The sequence below is a fragment of the Vagococcus sp. WN89Y genome (assembly GCF_052220145.1).
Classification (GTDB): domain Bacteria; phylum Pseudomonadota; class Gammaproteobacteria; order Enterobacterales; family Enterobacteriaceae; genus Kosakonia.
This window is the reverse complement of the sequence record NZ_JBQPOM010000062.1, coordinates 1-17,770: the sequence shown is the minus strand read 5'-3', so window position 1 is coordinate 17,770 and position 17,770 is coordinate 1. Positions and strand designations below refer to the sequence as shown.

The 17,770-nt window shown below is 56.1% G+C and carries 19 protein-coding genes; 11 read left to right on the top strand and 8 right to left on the bottom strand.

Annotated features, from left to right (window positions below):
- Positions 1-23: 23 nt before the first annotated feature.
- Positions 24-1,757 (bottom strand): arginine--tRNA ligase, encoded by a 1,734-nt coding sequence (gene argS / locus ACTU3N_RS17520; protein WP_443087405.1) that lies wholly within the window; start codon positions 1,755-1,757, stop codon positions 24-26.
- 182 nt (positions 1,758-1,939) lie between these two features.
- Here argS and ACTU3N_RS17515 point away from each other — a divergent pair, with 182 nt between their 5' ends.
- Together ACTU3N_RS17515 and cutC are read left to right on the top strand one after the other, a co-directional pair.
- The gene (locus ACTU3N_RS17515) at positions 1,940-2,512 is read left to right on the top strand and encodes a VOC family protein (protein WP_443087404.1); all 573 of its coding nucleotides are present in this window, start codon (positions 1,940-1,942) and stop codon (positions 2,510-2,512) included.
- A 59-nt stretch (positions 2,513-2,571) separates the two neighbouring features.
- On the top strand, positions 2,572-3,315 hold the full coding sequence (gene cutC, locus ACTU3N_RS17510) for a copper homeostasis protein CutC (protein WP_443087403.1): 744 nt from the start codon (positions 2,572-2,574) through the stop codon (positions 3,313-3,315).
- A gap of 83 nt (positions 3,316-3,398) precedes the next feature.
- On the opposite strand, the gene cmoB is transcribed toward cutC, so the two are convergent.
- From cmoB to ACTU3N_RS17485, 5 genes are read right to left on the bottom strand one after another with little or no spacing between them, the layout of a single operon-like run.
- Positions 3,399-4,370 carry a tRNA 5-methoxyuridine(34)/uridine 5-oxyacetic acid(34) synthase CmoB gene (cmoB, locus tag ACTU3N_RS17505; protein ID WP_443087402.1) on the bottom strand — a complete coding sequence of 324 codons (972 nt, stop codon included), beginning with the start codon at positions 4,368-4,370 and terminating at the stop codon, positions 3,399-3,401.
- Positions 4,367-5,107 (bottom strand): carboxy-S-adenosyl-L-methionine synthase CmoA, encoded by a 741-nt coding sequence (gene cmoA, locus ACTU3N_RS17500; RefSeq protein WP_443087401.1) that lies wholly within the window; start codon positions 5,105-5,107, stop codon positions 4,367-4,369. The genes cmoB and cmoA overlap by 4 nt, the downstream gene beginning before the upstream one ends.
- A gap of 39 nt (positions 5,108-5,146) precedes the next feature.
- Positions 5,147-5,542, bottom strand: a complete 396-nt coding sequence (locus ACTU3N_RS17495) for an MAPEG family protein (protein WP_443087400.1) — start codon at positions 5,540-5,542, stop codon at positions 5,147-5,149.
- A gap of 60 nt (positions 5,543-5,602) precedes the next feature.
- Entirely contained in the window at positions 5,603-6,421 is an 819-nt protein-coding gene (locus tag ACTU3N_RS17490; protein WP_443087399.1) for a DUF72 domain-containing protein, read from the bottom strand.
- On the bottom strand, positions 6,418-6,984 hold the full coding sequence (locus tag ACTU3N_RS17485; protein WP_443087398.1) for a hydrolase: 567 nt from the start codon (positions 6,982-6,984) through the stop codon (positions 6,418-6,420). Before ACTU3N_RS17485 ends, ACTU3N_RS17490 begins: the two co-directional genes overlap by 4 nt.
- 265 nt (positions 6,985-7,249) lie before the next feature.
- Between ACTU3N_RS17485 and aspS the strand changes: the two genes are divergently transcribed.
- From aspS to ruvB, 6 genes are all read left to right on the top strand, one after another.
- Positions 7,250-9,028 (top strand): aspartate--tRNA ligase, encoded by a 1,779-nt coding sequence (aspS, locus tag ACTU3N_RS17480; protein WP_443087397.1) that lies wholly within the window; start codon positions 7,250-7,252, stop codon positions 9,026-9,028.
- A 1-nt stretch (position 9,029) separates the two neighbouring features.
- Positions 9,030-9,470, top strand: coding sequence for a dihydroneopterin triphosphate diphosphatase (gene nudB / locus ACTU3N_RS17475; RefSeq protein ID WP_443087396.1), 441 nt, complete (start codon positions 9,030-9,032; stop codon positions 9,468-9,470).
- 74 nt (positions 9,471-9,544) lie between these two features.
- Positions 9,545-10,285 (top strand): YebC/PmpR family DNA-binding transcriptional regulator, encoded by a 741-nt coding sequence (locus ACTU3N_RS17470; RefSeq protein ID WP_443087395.1) that lies wholly within the window; start codon positions 9,545-9,547, stop codon positions 10,283-10,285.
- Positions 10,286-10,370: 85 nt separating this feature from the next.
- Complete coding sequence (gene ruvC / locus ACTU3N_RS17465) at positions 10,371-10,892, top strand: crossover junction endodeoxyribonuclease RuvC (protein WP_443087394.1); 522 nt, start codon at positions 10,371-10,373, stop codon at positions 10,890-10,892.
- Positions 10,893-10,980: 88 nt separating this feature from the next.
- Positions 10,981-11,592 carry a Holliday junction branch migration protein RuvA gene (gene ruvA / locus ACTU3N_RS17460; RefSeq protein ID WP_443087393.1) on the top strand — a complete coding sequence of 204 codons (612 nt, stop codon included), beginning with the start codon at positions 10,981-10,983 and terminating at the stop codon, positions 11,590-11,592.
- Positions 11,593-11,600: 8 nt separating this feature from the next.
- Complete coding sequence (gene ruvB / locus ACTU3N_RS17455) at positions 11,601-12,611, top strand: Holliday junction branch migration DNA helicase RuvB (RefSeq protein ID WP_443087392.1); 1,011 nt, start codon at positions 11,601-11,603, stop codon at positions 12,609-12,611.
- A gap of 39 nt (positions 12,612-12,650) precedes the next feature.
- Here ruvB and znuB read toward each other — a convergent pair whose 3' ends face one another.
- Both znuB and znuC read right to left on the bottom strand, forming a co-directional pair.
- Entirely contained in the window at positions 12,651-13,436 is a 786-nt protein-coding gene (znuB, locus tag ACTU3N_RS17450; RefSeq protein WP_443087391.1) for a zinc ABC transporter permease subunit ZnuB, read from the bottom strand.
- Complete coding sequence (znuC, locus tag ACTU3N_RS17445) at positions 13,436-14,188, bottom strand: zinc ABC transporter ATP-binding protein ZnuC (RefSeq protein ID WP_443087390.1); 753 nt, start codon at positions 14,186-14,188, stop codon at positions 13,436-13,438. The genes znuB and znuC overlap by 1 nt, the downstream gene beginning before the upstream one ends.
- A 78-nt stretch (positions 14,189-14,266) precedes the next feature.
- On the opposite strand from znuC, the gene znuA reads away from it, so the two are divergent.
- The 3 genes from znuA to lpxM all read left to right on the top strand — a co-directional run bounded on the left by znuA (position 14,267) and on the right by lpxM (position 17,668).
- Positions 14,267-15,211 (top strand): zinc ABC transporter substrate-binding protein ZnuA, encoded by a 945-nt coding sequence (gene znuA / locus ACTU3N_RS17440; protein ID WP_443087389.1) that lies wholly within the window; start codon positions 14,267-14,269, stop codon positions 15,209-15,211.
- A gap of 15 nt (positions 15,212-15,226) precedes the next feature.
- Positions 15,227-16,549, top strand: a complete 1,323-nt coding sequence (gene mepM, locus ACTU3N_RS17435) for a murein DD-endopeptidase MepM (protein ID WP_443087388.1) — start codon at positions 15,227-15,229, stop codon at positions 16,547-16,549.
- A 129-nt stretch (positions 16,550-16,678) separates the two neighbouring features.
- A complete protein-coding gene (gene lpxM, locus ACTU3N_RS17430; RefSeq protein WP_443087387.1) occupies positions 16,679-17,668 on the top strand; it encodes a lauroyl-Kdo(2)-lipid IV(A) myristoyltransferase in 990 nt (329 codons plus the stop codon).
- The last annotated feature ends 102 nt before the right edge of the window (positions 17,669-17,770 follow it).

Here is a 17,770-nt window from a genome sequence, read left to right as displayed (position 1 = left end):
CGGCCCTTTGTTTTAACGCAGCATTACATACGTTCGACGGTTTCGATACCGAGCGTATCCAGACCCAGTTTCAGAGTTTTGGCCGTCAGCAGCGCCAGCTTCAGGCGGCTCTGGCGCACTTCGTCATTCTCGGCGCTGAGGATAGGGCAGTGCTCATAGAAACCGGAGAACAGACCCGCCAGATCGTAGAGATAAGCGCACATCACGTGCGGCGTGCCTTCGCGGGCCACCACATCCAGCGTCTCTTCAAACTGCAACAGGCGCGCGGCCAGGTGTGCCTCGCGGTCTTCGCTAATTACCACTGCGGCGGCATCCAGCTCGCGCTCATCAATGCCCGCCTTGCGGAACACGGAGAGCACGCGGGTATACGCGTACTGCATATACGGCGCGGTATTGCCTTCAAATGCCAGCATATTGTCCCAGTCGAACACATAATCGGTAGTGCGATTTTTCGACAAGTCCGCATACTTCACCGCGCCAATACCGACCGCGCTTGCCAGTTTTTCCAGCTCGTCGGCAGGCATATCCGGGTTCTTTTCCGCCACCAGGCGGCGCGCGCGCTCCAGCGCTTCATCCAGCAGGTCGGTCAGTTTCACCGTCCCGCCCGCGCGGGTTTTAAACGGTTTACCGTCTTTGCCCAGCATCATGCCGAACATGTGGTGCTCAAGGGGCACGGATTCCGGCACATAACCCGCTTTGCGCACAATGGTCCACGCCTGCATCAGATGCTGGTGCTGGCGCGAGTCGATAAAGTAGAGCACGCGATCCGCATGCAGGGTTTCGTAGCGATATTTCGCACAGGCAATATCAGTGGTGGTGTAGAGATAGCCGCCATCCTTTTTCTGGATGATAACGCCCATCGGTTCGCCCTCTTTGTTTTTGTACTCATCGAGGAACACCACGGTCGCGCCTTCGCTCTCCACCGCCAGACCTTTCGCTTTCAGATCCGCAACAATGCCCGGCAGCATCGGGTTATACAGGCTCTCACCCATCACATCATCGCGCGTCAGCGTTACGTTCAGACGCTCGTAGGTCGCCTGGTTTTGACTCATGGTGATGTCCACCAGCTTACGCCACATTTCACGGCAATAGGCATCGCCGCCTTGCAGTTTCACCACGTAACCGCGCGCGCGCTCGGCAAACGCGGCATCTTCGTCGTAATGCTTTTTCGCTTCGCGGTAGAAACCTTCGAGATCCGCGAGTGCCATATCCCCGGCGTTCTCTTGCTGTTTTAGCTCCAGATATGCAATCAGCATGCCGAACTGGGTGCCCCAGTCGCCGACGTGGTTGGCGCGAATAACACGATGGCCGAGGAACTCCAGTGTGCGTACGGCGGCGTCGCCGATGATGGTTGAACGCAGGTGACCGACGTGCATCTCTTTCGCCACGTTCGGTGCCGAGTAGTCCACTACGATGGTTTGCGGCTGCGGTTGCGCAACGCCCAGTCGCTCGGATTTCAGCGCCTCGTTAACCTGTTTGGCGAGAAAAGCAGGGTCGAGGAAAATATTGATAAAGCCCGGACCGGCGATCTCTACTTTGCTGGCAATCCCGTCAAGAGCGAGGTGAGATACAACCTGCTCGGCCAGTTGTCGCGGTGCCATGCCCAGTTTTTTTGCAACCGCCATCACGCCATTGGCCTGATAGTCACCAAACTGAACCCTGGCTGACTGACGTACCTGCGCTTCACAATCTGCGGGAGCGCCTGCGGCAATCATCGCCTGACTGACTTTTTCTGAGAGAAGAGCCTGAATATTCACCGGTATACCTTACATTTATGACGCCGCGCATAGCATGGCGCGGTGTCTGGGTGTTGATAATAAAAGCGGGAGTATACTGTAAATGCCTGTTGGCGTCAGTATCGGGAAATGCGCGCCTTGCCTGGCTTGGTTAGCGGCGCATAACAAGGTAAATTAGCCGTTTTCCCTTCGTGAGTGCAGCTATGGCCCACTGGCAAACTATCGAAACATTGCAGGATTTAGTGGCGGATTTGCCACGTTTTAGCGACGCGCTTTCGGCGCTGACGAACCGGCTGGGGCTGGATATCGCGCCGCTGCAGGCGGATCATATTTCGCTGCGTTGCCATCAGAACGCCACCGCCGAGCGCTGGCGGCAGGGCCTTGAGCAGTGCGGCGAATTACTCTCGGAAAACATTATCAACGGTCGGCCAATTTGCCTGTTTAAGCTGCGCGAGCCGGTGCGCGTGGCGCACTGGGCATTCACCGTGATTGAGCTGCCGTGGCCGGGAGAGAAACGTTACCCGCACGAAGGCTGGGAACATATTGAGATAGTCCTGCCCGGCGAGCCACAGACGCTGAACGCCCGCGCGCTGGCGCTGCTGGCTGACGAAGGCTTAAGCCAGCCGGGGATTAGCGTTAAAACCAGCTCGCCGAAAGGCGAGGGCGAGCGTTTACCCAACCCGACGCTTGCGGTGACGGATGGTGTCGTCACGGTAAAATTCCACCCGTGGACAATAGAAGCGATTGTGGCGAGCGAAGTAAAACGCAAGGTGTGAAGGCGCGCAGCGTTGCGCTGGCCAGAGCGTGCCATGATAGATGCGCAGAAGGAGGAGAGATGGCGCTACTGGAGATTTGCTGTTACAGCGTAGAGGATGCCGTTATCGCGCAGCAGCGCGGGGCGGATCGTATTGAATTTTGCGCCGCGCCCAACGAAGGGGGCCTGACGCCCTCCTTTGGCGCGTTAAAAGCGGCGCGCCAGGCGCTGAGTATCCCGGTGCATCCGATAGTGCGACCGCGCGGCGGAGATTTTTGCTATCGCTCTGATGAATTCGCTGCCATGCTTGAAGATATCCATCTTATCCGTGAGCTTGGTTTTCCGGGGCTGGTGACCGGTGTGCTGAATGAAGACGGGCTGGTTGATGTGCCGCGAATGCGCGAAATCATGCGCGCCGCGGGAGAGATGTCCGTCACTTTTCATCGCGCCTTTGATATGTGTGCTGACCCGAAGCAGGCCATTGATGTACTGGCAGATTTGGGCATTGCTCGCATTCTTACATCGGGGCAGCAGTCGTCGGCGGAAAAAGGTCTTTCATTAATTATTGAACTAAATGCACGTACTGGTGTTCCAATCATTATGGCTGGCGCAGGCGTTCGTGTGCAAAATCTCGGCAAATTTCTGGCCGCCGGCATAAAAGAGCTACACAGCTCGGCGGGGCGCTGGAGCGCTTCGCCTATGCGTTATCGCAACACAGGATTATCGATGTCATCAGACCCGGCAGCGGATGAATATGCCCGCTATGGTGTTGATGGCGACGCAGTGGCGCAGATGAAACAGATGATTGTGCAACATCGCCGCTGAACCGTTTTTTACCGCACATCATGTCGCCCAATATGATGTTTGCTCGTACCAGGCCCCTGCCATTAACAGGGGCCTTTTTTTATCTACGGTTTGCGGGCAATCAGCACGGCACGCAGCGGCGCCGGGTAGCCTTCCACGGTTTTTGACGGGTTGTTCGGCGCGAGGAAATCAGCCAGCGACTCGCTGGTCATCCAGGACGTGCGCCGCTGCTCATCGGTGCTGGTCACGCACATATCCACAATGCGCACATCCACAAAGCCGCACTTCTCCAGCCAGTTTTTCAGCGCCAGCGCCGAGGGAATAAAGTAGACGTTACGCATCTGCGCGTAGCGGTCGCCAGGCACCAGCACGGTGTGCTCATCACCTTCCACCACCAGAGTTTCCAGTACCAGTTCGCCCTCGTTGACCAACTGATCTTTTAACTGCCAGAGATGCTCCAGCGGCGAGCGACGATGGTAAAGCACGCCCATCGAAAAGACGGTATCAAACGCTTTGAGCGCCGGAAGCTGCTCAATGCCCAGCGGCAGCAGGTGCGCGCGGCGATCGTCGCCCAGCAGTTTGCGCACCGCTTCGAACTGACATAAAAACAACTGTGTCGGATCGATACCCACCGCGAGCGACGCCCCGGCGCCAATCATGCGCCACAGGTGATAACCGCTGCCGCAGCCAACGTCGAGAATGGTGCGCCCGGTTAAATCAGACAGGTGCGGCAACACGCGCTGCCATTTCCAGTCCGAGCGCCATTCGGTATCAATATCAATACCGTATAAAGAGAACGGCCCTTTGCGCCAGGGCATCAGATTGCGCAGCAGCGTCTCTATTCCTTTCTGTTGCCCTGGACTTAGCGGTTCAGCACTGCTGGCGCTGACGCTGTGCAGCAGATCGAGCTTTGCAGGTGTGATCGTGGGCAGAAATTCGACAGCATTATTCCACTGCTTAAACTGGCCGTGCAGGGCTTCGCGCTGCCAGGCGGCAATCTGCGCAGGCAATGTTTCCAGCCAGTGAGCCAACGGCCCAAGCGCGATTTGCTGATAAAAACGACCAAACTCTATCATGCCGCGCCCGCCTTCAGAGCCACCAGAGAGCCAAAGTTAAAGCACTGGAACCACAGCTCGCTGTGCTCAAAACCCGCCAGATGCAGGCGCGCTTTATGCGCTTCGACCGAATCCGTCAACATGACGTTTTCCAGCATGCTGCGCTTCTGGCTTATCTCCAGCTCGCTGTAGCCGTTGGCACGTTTAAAGTCGTGATGCATGTTGAACAAAAGCTCGCCCACGGTCTTATCTTCGAAGCTGAACTTTTCCGACAGCACCAGCGCGCCGCCAGGGTTCAGCCCCTGATAAATTTTCTTCAGCAGCGCCAGCCGGTCGTCCGGCTCAAGAAATTGCAGCGTAAAATTCAGCACCACCATCGAAGCATTTTCAATTGTGATATCGCGGATGTCGCCTTCAATGACCTCAACCGGCGTCGGCGCTTTATAGGCGTCGATATGGCGACGGCAGCGTTCAACCATTGCCGGAGAGTTATCAACAGCGATAATTTTGCAGCCGTCCTGGTGAATGTTACGGCGCACGGAAAGCGTGGCGGCACCCAGCGAGCAGCCGAGATCGTAAACCTGCGTGGCGGGCTGCACAAAGCGCTCCGCCAGCATACCGATCATAGAAATAATGTTGGAGTAACCCGGGACGGAGCGCTGGATCATGTCCGGGAAGACTTCAGCTACCCGTTCATCGAAAGTCCAGTCGCCCAGGCTGGCGATAGGCGCAGAAAAAAGCGTGTCGCGGTGAGACATAGTGTAAATATCCGGGAAAACAAAGGGGCGTATTGTGCGCTAATGCAGGGAGAAAACCAACTCCCAGGGCATATACCAGAGGTTAGCCAGCACCATCAGCAACAGCGAACACCAGGTGGCGCTGATAGCCGAACGCCGCCAACGATAGAGGCGATGGTATAACCCGTAGTAATGCATCAGGCGACCCACGATCAACAACAGCCCGCACACATGCACCATCCAGGTTTGCGCGCCGTTCATCTCCATAAACAGCAGCAGGACGATAGCAACAGGGATGTATTCTACCGCATTGCCATGAATGCGTATGGCGCTTTGCAGCTCGCTAAAACCACCGTCTCCGTAATTCACACGGTACTGCATGCGCAGACGGACCACATCGAATGAGAACTTCAGTAACAACAACGCACCCAGCACGGCATAAAGCGCGCTAACCATACAAACTCCCTTTAAGCCCTTATGGCTTTGACGATCGCACTACAATAATAGGTGGTTCGCTTAGAAAAGAGAAGATTGCGATGGAATCGAAGGCGCATTGCCAATCCCGGGCAAGGCGGCAGCAAGGTCCGGCCAGAGGGTGTCGACCAGCTCCGGCGCCTGGGCGATATCCGGCGTATGCAAAAACAGATATGGCGTAGTGGTTTGCGCCCACAGCGGCAGCTTTTCGAGCCAGACGGCAAACAGCTCGCGGTTCTGCGCCATATTATCGCTACCGATAAAACGCACCATCGGATGATGAGCCGTAACCAGCGCATGCACCGGGACTTTCGGTTTTTTACGTTGCGCTTCTTTCAGCGCGTAACTGTGTGCCACCGCGCTGTGCACCGGGCGGCTGTCAAGTATCACCCGGTTAACGCCCCGGCGATGTAAACCCTGATTCAGCGCTTTCTCCTCTTCGCCTTTGGTGAAAAAGAGCGGGTGGCGCACTTCAACGCCGTAGGTAAACGCCTGAGGCAGGCTATCAAGAAATGCCCACAGCGCGGGCAAATCCCGTGGGCCAAACGCGGCGGGAAGTTGCAGCCAGTACTGGCCGATGCGCGCGCTCAGTGGCGACATACGGCTGAAAAATTCCTGCGTTAATTCCCCGCAGTTGCGCAACGCGGCCTGATGGGAAATGGTTGCCGGGAATTTAAAACAAAAGCGAAAGTCGTCCGTGGTCTGCTCGCGCCAGCGCGCAACAATCTCGGCTTTGGGCAGCGCATAGAGCGTGGTGTTGCCCTCGACACAGTTAAAGTGGCGGGCATACTCTTCAAGACTGGTGATGCCAAGGCGCACCCATTTCGGGTGCGACCATTGCGGCAGGCCGATATAGATCATAGGGCACTTAGGATCTCGTCCGTGCTGCGAACGCGGCTGATGCGTGGGTAGATATGGGTGATGCTGGCGTTATGTTGCTCGGCGCTTGCCGCGCTGCAGGCATCTTCGGCAACCACCAGCGAAAAGCCAAGCTCCCACGCGTTACGTGCGGTGGATTCCACGCCGATATTGGTGGAGATACCGCACAGCACGATGGTGTCGATGCCGCGACGGCGCAGCTGCAACTCCAGATCGGTGCCGTAAAAAGCGCCCCACTGGCGTTTGGTGACTTCAATGTCGCTCGCCTCTTTGCCCAGCGCCTGCGGGTATGTCCACCAGTTTTCCGGCAGGGAATGCCCACCGGCAGGCATATCGACCGGCTGCTTCAGCGCTTCGGCAAACCCTGCCGACCAGCCGACGCGCACCAGCACGACCGGCGCATTATGGGCGCGAAACGCCCCGGCGAGTTTCGCGGCGCGCGCGACGACATCCTGCGCACTATGAGGGCCGCCAGCGAAAGGCAGGATACCTTCCTGTAAATCGATAACCACCAGCGCGGTTTTCTCAGCATCAAGCTTGAGCATCAGAACTCCTGAAAATGAAATGATTTCACCCCTACCTTACGCGTTAACTCAGGGCGCACGGTTTACAATTTTTGTTAAATTTTGTGAGAATGCGCAATAAGCGCGCAGCAAACGCGCGTACAGTCGGTAGCGGGCTTATCGTCTGGCATTATTTCCAGTATAATAGCCCCCTTTTTTCATCCAGTTGTGACATACGAAACTAGCTGCCACCAAAGCGCCTGCACCGCAGGTGACAGGTCGCGCGCAGCTAATTAAGGGATATCTCATGCGTACAGTATATTGCGGGCAGCTCAATCAATCCCATGTGGGACAGCAAGTAACGCTTTGTGGGTGGGTCAACCGTCGCCGTGACCTCGGTAGCCTTATCTTTATTGATATGCGCGATCGCGAAGGCATCGTGCAGGTGTTTTTTGACCCGGACCATCAGGATGCGTTCCAGCTCGCTTCTGAACTGCGTAATGAGTTTTGCATTCAGATTACCGGTACCGTGCGTGCGCGTGACGCGAAAAACGTCAACAAAGATATGGCTACCGGTGAAGTTGAAGTGTTCGCCACCGCGCTGAACATTATCAACCGTGCCGAAGCGCTGCCGCTCGACTCAAACCATGTCAACACCGAAGAAGCGCGCCTGAAATACCGCTACCTCGATCTGCGCCGCCCTGAAATGGCGCAGCGTCTGAAAACCCGCGCGAAGATCACAAGCTTTGTGCGCCGCTTTATGGACGATCACGGTTTTCTGGATATCGAAACGCCGATGCTGACCAAAGCGACGCCGGAAGGCGCGCGCGACTACCTCGTGCCGTCACGCGTGCACAAAGGTAAATTCTACGCGCTGCCGCAATCACCGCAGCTTTTCAAACAGCTGCTGATGATGTCCGGCTTTGACCGCTACTATCAAATCGTCAAATGCTTCCGCGACGAAGATTTGCGTGCTGACCGCCAGCCGGAATTCACCCAGATCGATGTGGAAACCTCCTTTATGACCGCGCCGCAGGTGCGTGAAGTGATGGAAGCGCTGGTGCGCCAGCTGTGGCTGGAAATTAAAGGCGTGGATCTGGGCGAGTTCCCGGTGATGACCTTCGCCGAAGCCGAGCGTCGCTACGGGTCTGACAAACCGGACTTACGTAACCCGATGGAGCTGGTGGACGTTGCTGACCTGCTCAAAACGGTAGAGTTTAAAGTCTTCTCCGGCCCGGCTAACGATGCCAAAGGCCGCGTTGCCGCACTGCGTGTGCCGGGCGGCGCCGGGCTTAGCCGCAAACAGATTGACGACTACGGTAAATTTATTGAAATCTACGGGGCGAAAGGCCTGGCATACATTAAAGTTAATGAACGCGCGAAAGGTCTGGAAGGCATCACCAGCCCGGTGGCGAAGTTCCTGAATGCAGAAATCGTCGCCGCCATCCTTGAGCGCACCAACGCGCAGGACGGCGATATGATCTTCTTCGGCGCGGACAACAAAAAAGTGGTTGCCGATGCGCTGGGCGCGCTGCGCCTCAAGCTGGGTAAAGATCTGAACCTGACGGACGAGAGCAAGTGGGCGCCGCTGTGGGTGATTGACTTCCCGATGTTCGAAGAGGACGGCGAAGGCGGCCTGACGGCGATGCATCATCCGTTCACCGCACCGCGCGATATGACCGCCGCAGAGCTGAAAGCCGCGCCGGAAACGGCCATTGCAAACGCCTACGATATGGTTATCAACGGTTATGAAGTGGGCGGCGGTTCTGTGCGTATTCATAATGGCGACATGCAGCAAACCGTGTTTGGCATTCTGGGAATCAATGAGCAGGAGCAGCGCGAGAAATTTGGCTTCCTGCTGGATGCGCTGAAGTTCGGTACGCCGCCGCACGCAGGCCTGGCGTTTGGTCTGGATCGCCTGACGATGCTGCTGACCGGCACGGATAACATCCGCGACGTTATCGCGTTCCCGAAAACCACCGCCGCCGCCTGCCTGATGACCGAAGCGCCGAGCTTTGCGAATCCAACGGCCCTGGCTGAGCTGAATATTTCCGTGGTCAAAAAAGAGACGCCGGAGAATAAATAATATGCCTTTTAAGCACCCTGTTTCTGTTCTGGTGGTTATCTACGCGCAGGATTCGAAACGGGTGCTGATGTTGCAGCGACGCGACGATCCGGATTTCTGGCAGTCCGTTACCGGCAGCCTGGAAGCAGGGGAGACTGCGTTGCAAGCCGCCATGCGTGAAGTAAAGGAAGAGGTCGACATCGATATTGCCGCCGAGCAACTCCCGATAGCCGATTGTCAGCGCACGGTGGAGTTTGAAATTTTTAGTCATTTACGTCATCGCTACGCGCCGGGCATCACGCACAATACCGAGTCCTGGTTTTGTCTGATGTTGCCACACGAACGCCCGATCGTTTTTACCGAACATCTGGCGTACCGCTGGGTTGATGCCGTCGAGGCGGCGGCATTGACCAAGTCGTGGAGCAACCGGCAGGCGATTGAAGAATTTGTAATTAACGCCTGATAAATTTCCCCGGCATTTCAGCCTCATATCAGGGGCTGCAAGGCGAAGGGATAAGGCTTTTCTGGAGAATTTTTATGGCAGGTCACAGTAAATGGGCCAATACCAAGCACCGCAAAGCAGCACAGGATGCCAAACGCGGTAAGATTTTCACCAAAATCATTCGCGAGCTGGTTACCGCAGCGCGTCTGGGCGGTGGCGATGTCGCTTCTAACCCGCGCCTGCGTGCGGCGGTTGATAAAGCGCTAGCCAACAACATGACCCGCGACACCTTAAACCGTGCCATCGCGCGCGGCGTAGGCGGTGATGAAGACGCGAACATGGAAACCATCATCTACGAAGGCTACGGCCCTGGCGGTACCGCCGTGATGGTTGAATGCCTGAGTGATAACCGTAACCGTACCGTTGCCGAAGTGCGTCACGCCTTCAGCAAATGCGGCGGCAATCTCGGCACGGACGGCTCCGTGGCCTATCTCTTTAGCAAGAAAGGGGTTATCTCTTTCGAGCAGGGCGACGAAGACACCATTATGGAAGCGGCACTGGAAGCAGGCGCTGAAGATGTGGTGACCTATGATGATGGTGCTATTGATGTCTACACCGCATGGGAAGAGATGGGCGCGGTGCGCGATGCGCTCGAAGCGGCCGGTCTGAAAGCAGACAACGCAGAAGTCGCCATGATCCCGTCGACCAAAGCAGATATGGACGCAGAAACGGCACCGAAACTGCTGCGCCTTATCGATATGCTGGAAGACTGCGACGATGTGCAGGAAGTTTATCACAATGGTGAGATTTCCGACGAAGTCGCGGCCACGCTCTGAAGCCGTTCACTGAGGCTTGTTTGCGAAGCCTCAGTCGTTGTTTTACCCGGCGCAGGTTTTTTGCGGTTGCCTGAGGAGTGCTAAGATGGCGGTCATTCTGGGAATCGATCCCGGTTCACGCATTACGGGTTATGGTGTGATTCGCCAGACAGGAAGGCAACTGACTTATCTGGGTAGCGGATGCATCCGCACAAAAGTGGATGATTTACCCTCGCGCCTGCGCCTGATTTACGCAGGCGTGACGGAAATTATTACCCAGTTTCAGCCTGATTTTTTCGCCATTGAGCAAGTCTTTATGGCGAAGAACGCAGACTCAGCATTAAAGCTCGGCCAGGCGCGCGGCGTGGCGATTGTGGCGGCCGTAAACCAGGATTTGCCGGTGTTTGAGTACGCGGCCCGGCAGGTTAAACAGACGGTGGTCGGAATGGGGAGCGCGGAAAAAAGCCAGGTGCAGCACATGGTGCGTAACCTGCTTAAACTGCCCGCGAACCCGCAGGCGGATGCCGCCGATGCGCTGGCCATTGCCATCACCCATTGCCACATCAGCCAGAACGCATTACAGGTGAGCAGTTCACGCCTCAACCTGGCACGCGGTCGGTTACGCTAAGCACTTTCTGCAGAATCGGCTGGATATTCATCCAGCCTTTTTTTATGATACAACATTATTTCTTCAGCACTTAACGCAGGAGCGTCATGTGATAGGCAGACTCAGAGGCATAATTGTCGAAAAACAACCCCCGTTAGTGGTGCTGGAAGCCGGGGGCGTGGGCTATGAAGTGCATATGCCGATGACCTGTTTTTACGAATTACCGGACGCCGGTAATGAGGCCACTGTTTTTACCCATTTTGTGGTGCGCGAAGATGCGCAGCTGCTGTTTGGCTTTAATAATAAGCAGGAGCGCACGCTGTTTCGTGAGCTTATCAAAACCAACGGCGTTGGCCCGAAACTGGCGCTGGCTATCCTCTCCGGCATGTCTGCCCAGCAGTTCGTCAATGCCGTGGAGCGCGAAGACCCGGCGGCGCTGATTAAACTGCCGGGCATCGGCAAGAAAACCGCCGAACGGTTGATTGTCGAAATGAAAGATCGCTTTAAAGGCCTGCACGGCGATCTCTTTACGCCTGCGACCGATCTGGTGCTGACTTCTCCGGCCAGCCCGCCGGCGGACGACGCCGAGCAGGAAGCGGTTGCCGCGCTGGTGGCGCTGGGCTATAAGCCTCAGGAAGCCAGCCGGATGGTGAGCAAAATCGCTCGCCCGGAAGCCAACAGCGAAACCCTGATCCGTGAAGCGCTACGCGCGGCATTGTGAGGTAGAGGATGATTGAAGCAGACCGTCTGGTAGCACCCGTCAGCAGTAATACTGAAGATGTGGTGGATCGCGCAATTCGCCCAAAAATGCTCGAAGAGTATATCGGTCAGCCGCAGGTGCGCTCGCAAATGGAGATCTTCATCCAGGCGGCAAGGCTTCGCGGCGATGCGCTTGACCATCTGCTGATTTTCGGCCCGCCGGGGCTGGGCAAAACCACGCTTGCCAACATTGTTGCCAACGAGATGGGCGTCAACCTGCGCACCACCTCCGGGCCGGTGCTGGAAAAGGCCGGTGACCTGGCTGCCATGCTGACCAACCTTGAACCGCATGATGTTCTGTTTATCGATGAAATCCACCGCCTTTCCCCGGTCGTGGAAGAAGTGCTCTATCCGGCGATGGAAGATTACCAGCTGGACATCATGATCGGCGAAGGCCCGGCGGCGCGCTCGATAAAAATCGACCTGCCGCCCTTTACCTTGATAGGCGCAACCACGCGCGCCGGGTCGCTGACCTCGCCGCTGCGCGATCGCTTTGGTATCGTGCAGCGCCTGGAGTTTTACCAGGTCGCGGATTTGCAGCATATCGTCGGGCGCAGCGCCCGCTTTATGGGGCTGGAGATGAGTGAGGAAGGGGCGCTGGAAGTGGCGCGCCGTTCGCGAGGAACGCCGCGTATCGCAAATCGTCTGCTGCGCCGCGTGCGTGATTTTGCCGAAGTGAAACATAACGGTGATATCACGGCAGAAATCGCTGCGCAGGCGCTGGATATGCTCAACGTGGACGCCCAGGGCTTTGACTATATGGATCGCAAGCTGCTGCTGGCGGTGATTGATAAGTTTTTCGGTGGCCCGGTCGGGCTGGATAACCTGGCGGCGGCGATTGGCGAGGAGCGCGAAACCATCGAAGATGTGCTGGAGCCTTATCTTATCCAGCAGGGTTTTTTGCAGCGTACGCCGCGCGGAAGGATGGCGACGGCCAGAGCCTGGACCCATTTTGGCATCACCCCGCCGCAAACGCCTTAAGCACAAGAGTCCGGAGGCAAAACGCCTCCGGAGCAGGGTTCAGCCAGCCGGTTTTTTCAGCATACTCAGAATAAACAGCACCGCCGCGCAGAGCACTACGGAGGGGCCTGCCGGGGTATCGTAAAACGCGGAAAAGCTCAGCCCGCCGGTAACGGCAATCATACCGATGCCCACGGCGACACCCGCCATCTGTTCAGGGGTGCGCGCAAAGCGTCGCGCTGTCGCAGCAGGGATAATCAGCAGCGAAGTGATAATCAGCGCGCCGACAAACTTCATCGCAACACCGATAGTCAGCGCGGTCACCAGCATCAGCAACAGCTTCACGCGTTGCAGCTTTACGCCATCAACAAATGCCAGCTCAGGGCTGATGGTCATCGACAGCAAATTGCGCCATTGCCAGAGCAGAATGCCGACCACTATCACCACGCCAAGGGCAATAAAGACCAGATCTTCCGGCGTCACTGCCAGCAGATCCCCGAACAGGTAAGCCATCAGATCAACGCGGATGTTGGACATCAGACTGACGACCACCAGGCCCAGCGACAGGGCACTGTGCGCCATGATACCCAGCAGCGTATCAACCGCGAGGTGAGGGCGCTTTTCAAGCCACACCAGCCCGGCGGCCAGCACTAACGTCACGGCAACGACCGCATAGAACGGGTTCACATCCAGCAGAAAACCAAACGCCACGCCGAGCAGCGACGCGTGTGCCAGCGTGTCGCCGAAATAGGACATCCGGCGCCAGACCACAAACGAACCGAGCGGCCCGGCGGCGCAGGCGAGCAATACCCCGGCAAGCCAGCCAGGAAAAAGTAATTCAATCATCAGTGTCCATTACCCTGGCGCAATACGATGCGACCTTGCAAATCATGGCGGTGATTATGTTTGTGGCGATAAATCCCCAGCTGTTGCGCGCCGCGCGGGCCAAACATAGAGATAAATTCCGGATGCAATGACACCACTTCAGGCGTACCGGAACAGCAAATATGATGATTCAGACACAGCACTTCGTCAGTTTTCGCCATCACCAGGTGCAGGTCATGCGAAACCATCAGCACCGCGCAGTCCAGCTCTTTACGTAACTGGTCAATCAGATCGTATAGCGCCACCTGGCCGTTGACGTCCACACCCTGCGTGGGTTCATCCAGCACCAGCAACTGCGGGCGATTAAGCAATGCCCGCGCCAGCAGCACGCGCTGCGTCTCGCCGCCAGAAAGTTTTTGCATTGGTGCGTCAATCAGATGCGCAGCCTGAACGCGTTTCAGCGCCGGGATCAGCTCCTCTTTACGTGCGCCGGGACGCAGGCGTAAAAACCGCCCGACGGTGAGCGGCAGGGTAGCATCGAGGTGTAATTTCTGCGGCACATAGCCGATACGCAGGGCTTTTTCACGCTTGATATTCCCGGAATCGGGTGCTACCAGGCCCAGCACAACGCGCACCAACGTGGATTTACCCGCGCCGTTTGGCCCAAGCAGCGTCAAAATTTTACCGGGCGATAAACTTAGCGAAATGTCTGAAAGCACGCGGCGTTGACCGAAGGCGACATTCACATTTTCCAGCGTTACAAGATTCGTCATAGCATTTAAGGGGTTGCACAAGTTGTAGAATGTTATAATATCACATTTCTTACAGTCGTTACGATGGGTAGACGCATTATGTTACATAAAAATACGCTTCTTTGCGCAGCGGTTTCCGCTGCTTTATTCGGCGGCGCAGCACAAACTGCTAACGCTGCCGTCGTCGCCTCGTTAAAGCCGCTGGGCTTTATCGCATCAGCCATTGCGGATGGGGTGACAGAAACAGAAATTTTATTGCCTGACGGGGCGTCAGAACACGACTATTCACTGCGTCCATCTGATGTAAAACGCTTACAAAACGCGGACTTAGTTTTTTGGGTCGGGCCAGATATGGAAGCCTTTATGGCCAAGTCCGCGCAGCAAATCCCGGAAAAAAAACGGGTGACAATGGCGGAACTGGAAGGGGTAAAACCGCTACTCATAAAAGGCGATGAGGAGGATGAGCATGCTCATGAAGAGGCTCATCAGCATGGCGAAAAAGGTGAGGCACATCACCATCACGGCGATTACAACATGCATCTGTGGCTATCCCCGGAAATCGCGCAGCTTTCGGCGGTTGCAATCCACGATAAATTAGTGGAACTTATGCCGCAAAGTCGAGCCAAACTAGACGCCAACCTGCAGGCTTTTGAGGCATCATTAGCCAAAGCCGACAAGCAGGTCGGTACCGAGCTGGCACCTCTGAAAGGAAAAGGGTATTTCGTTTTTCATGACGCCTATGGCTATTTTGAAAAACACTACGGGCTGACTCCGCTGGGTCATTTTACCGTAAACCCTGAAATTCAGCCGGGTGCGCAGCGTTTACATGAAATCAGAACACAGTTGGTTGAGCAAAAAGCAGCCTGCGTTTTTGCTGAGCCACAGTTCAGGCCAGCGGTCGTTGAATCTGTCGCACGAGGGACATCCGTTCGAATGGGAACGCTGGATCCCCTTGGCACCAGTATCAAGCCAGGTAAAGAGAGTTATGCCCAGTTCCTTAGCACACTGTCTAACCAATATGCGAGCTGCCTGAAGGGAGAATAATGAGGAAGTGAATACGTGCAACAGATAGCCCGCTCTGTCGCCCTGGCATTTAATAATCTGCCTCGACCCCACCGCGTTATGCTGGGGTCACTTACAGTTCTTACTCTTACGGTCGCCGTCTGGCGGCCTTACGTTTATCACCCCGAATCAGCGCCGATTATCAAAACTATCGAGCTGCCAAAAAGCGAAATTCGCTCTCTGCTTCCTGAGGCGAGCGAGCCTATCGATCAAACGCTGCCGGATGAAGTCGAAGCGCCGCCGCAGGACGAACTCGACGAGAAAACCGCCAATGAAGCGGGCATTCATGAATATGTGGTTTCCACAGGCGATACGTTAAGCAGCATCCTCAATCAGTACGGCATCGATATGAGCGATATCAGCCAGCTTGCTAGCGCTGATAAAGAGCTGCGAAACCTGAAAATTGGTCAGCAGCTCTCCTGGACACTGACAGCTGACGGCGATTTACAGCGTTTGACCTGGGAGATGTCCCGTCGCGAAACCCGTACCTACGACCGGACGGGCAACGGTTTCAAAATGAGCAGCGAGCTGCAACAGGGCGACTGGACCAACTCTGTGATGAAAGGCACCGTCGGCGGAAGTTTTGTGGCCAGCGCGAAAGCAGCAGGGCTTACCAGCGGAGAAGTCAGCTCCGTGATTAAAGCCATGCAGTGGCAGATGGATTTTCGCAAGCTGAAGAAAGGCGATGAGTTCTCGGTGTTGATGTCCCGCGAAATGCTCGGCGGTAAGCAGGAACAGAGCCAGTTGCTTGGCGTGCGCCTGCGCTCCGATGGCAAAGATTACTATGCGATCCGCGCCGAAGATGGCAAGTTCTACGATCGTAACGGTACGGGGCTGGCGAAGGGTTTTATGCGCTTCCCGACGTCTAAACAGTTCCGCGTCTCCTCAAACTTTAACCCGCGTCGCCTCAACCCGGTGACGGGCCGCGTGGCGCCGCATAAAGGCGTCGACTTCGCCATGCCGCAGGGCACGCCGGTGCTCTCTGTCGGTGACGGTGAAGTGGTGGTGGCGAAGCGTAGCGGCGCGGCCGGTTATTATGTTGCTATCCGTCATGGCCGCACGTATACCACGCGCTATATGCACCTGCGTAAAATTCTGGTGAAACCGGGCCAAAAAGTGAAGCGCGGCGATCGCATCGCGCTCTCCGGTAACACCGGTCGTTCAACCGGCCCGCACCTGCATTATGAAGTCTGGATCAACCAGCAGGTAGTTAACCCGCTGACGGCGAAGCTGCCGAGAACAGAAGGGCTGACCGGTTCAGAGCGTAAAGATTTTCTGGCGCAGGTCAGGGAAGTTCTCCCGCAGTTGCGTTTCGACTAATCTGCCCATAACCTGTACGTTTAAAGCCGTTGCATAACCTGCATCGGCTTTTTCTTTTGTGCGAAGCGTGTGGCCTCGCTAAACTATCCCCCTCTATTAGTCATTAGATTTCTGGCCTGCGGACGGTGCATGGAAACGAAAAAAAATAACAACGAGTATATTCCCCGGTTTGAAAGTGAGTTTCGCCATCCGCGCAACTGGGGCGCATGGCTGGGCGTGCTCGCTTTTGCCGGCATGGCGCTGATCCCACCGGCGGTGCGCGATCCGCTTTTAGGGCGACTGGGGCGGCTGGCCGGGAAGTTGGGTAAAAATGCCCGGCGACGTGCGCAGATCAATCTCCTTTATTGCTTCCCACAAAAGAGCGAAGCCGAGCGGGAAGCAATTATCGATGAGATGTTTGCCACCGCGCCGCAAGCGATGGTGCTGATGGCGGAGCTGGCTATCCGTGGGCCGCAAAAAATCCTGCCGCGCATTGAGTGGCAGGGAAAAGAGATAATCGATGAGATGCACAATAATAACGAGAAAGTGATTTTTCTCGTGCCGCACGGCTGGGCGGTGGATATCCCGGCCATGCTGATGGCCTCGCAAGGGCAGAAGATGGCGGCGATGTTCCACAATCAGGGCAATAAAGTCTATGACTATGTATGGAACAGCGTGCGTCGCCGCTTTGGCGGGCGTCTGCATGCGCGCAACGACGGCATCAAACCGTTTATCCAGTCGATACGCCAGGGGTACTGGGGCTATTATCTGCCCGACCAGGATCACGGTGCGGAGCACAGCGAATTTGTGGATTTCTTCGCCACGTACAAAGCAACATTGCCCGCCATTGGCCGCCTGATGAAGGTATGCCGCGCGCGCGTGGTTCCGCTGTTTCCGGTTTATGATGCCAGAACGCACCGTTTGCAAATCCTGGTGCGCCCGCCGATGGATGATTTACTCACGGCGGATGACAACACTATCGCGCAGCGGATGAATGAAGAGGTCGAGGTGTTTGTCGGCCCGCATCCTGAGCAATATACCTGGATTCTGAAATTACTGAAAACCCGCAAAGAGGGCGAAATTCAGCCCTACAAGCGTGACGATCTTTACCGTAAGATGACTAGTCCTGATATAGGTTGACACTCTTCCGCCTGTAAAACGCCTGATGAACATCATCAGGCGTTTTGTATTTCAGGGCCAGATGTGGCCGTTCATGGTTATAAATTGCCACAGATTCTTTTA

Excerpts from the sequence above, each read along its gene's own strand:
- znuC (WP_443087390.1), bottom strand. The coding sequence starts at position 14,188 with ATGACGAATCTTGTAACGCTGGAAAATGTGAATGTCGCCTTCGGTCAA.
- ACTU3N_RS17490 (WP_443087399.1), bottom strand. The coding sequence starts at position 6,421 with ATGATCTATATCGGCCTGCCGCAATGGTCGCACCCGAAATGGGTGCGC.
- ACTU3N_RS17515 (WP_443087404.1), top strand. The coding sequence starts at position 1,940 with ATGGCCCACTGGCAAACTATCGAAACATTGCAGGATTTAGTGGCGGAT.
- ACTU3N_RS17470 (WP_443087395.1), top strand. The coding sequence starts at position 9,545 with ATGGCAGGTCACAGTAAATGGGCCAATACCAAGCACCGCAAAGCAGCA.
- ACTU3N_RS17495 (WP_443087400.1), bottom strand. The coding sequence starts at position 5,542 with ATGGTTAGCGCGCTTTATGCCGTGCTGGGTGCGTTGTTGTTACTGAAG.
- lpxM (WP_443087387.1), top strand. The coding sequence starts at position 16,679 with ATGGAAACGAAAAAAAATAACAACGAGTATATTCCCCGGTTTGAAAGT.
- ruvB (WP_443087392.1), top strand. The coding sequence starts at position 11,601 with ATGATTGAAGCAGACCGTCTGGTAGCACCCGTCAGCAGTAATACTGAA.
- cmoB (WP_443087402.1), bottom strand. The coding sequence starts at position 4,370 with ATGATAGAGTTTGGTCGTTTTTATCAGCAAATCGCGCTTGGGCCGTTG.
- ruvC (WP_443087394.1), top strand. The coding sequence starts at position 10,371 with ATGGCGGTCATTCTGGGAATCGATCCCGGTTCACGCATTACGGGTTAT.
- znuB (WP_443087391.1), bottom strand. The coding sequence starts at position 13,436 with ATGATTGAATTACTTTTTCCTGGCTGGCTTGCCGGGGTATTGCTCGCC.
- cutC (WP_443087403.1), top strand. The coding sequence starts at position 2,572 with ATGGCGCTACTGGAGATTTGCTGTTACAGCGTAGAGGATGCCGTTATC.
- nudB (WP_443087396.1), top strand. The coding sequence starts at position 9,030 with ATGCCTTTTAAGCACCCTGTTTCTGTTCTGGTGGTTATCTACGCGCAG.
- znuA (WP_443087389.1), top strand. The coding sequence starts at position 14,267 with ATGTTACATAAAAATACGCTTCTTTGCGCAGCGGTTTCCGCTGCTTTA.
- cmoA (WP_443087401.1), bottom strand. The coding sequence starts at position 5,107 with ATGTCTCACCGCGACACGCTTTTTTCTGCGCCTATCGCCAGCCTGGGC.
- ACTU3N_RS17485 (WP_443087398.1), bottom strand. The coding sequence starts at position 6,984 with ATGCTCAAGCTTGATGCTGAGAAAACCGCGCTGGTGGTTATCGATTTA.
- aspS (WP_443087397.1), top strand. The coding sequence starts at position 7,250 with ATGCGTACAGTATATTGCGGGCAGCTCAATCAATCCCATGTGGGACAG.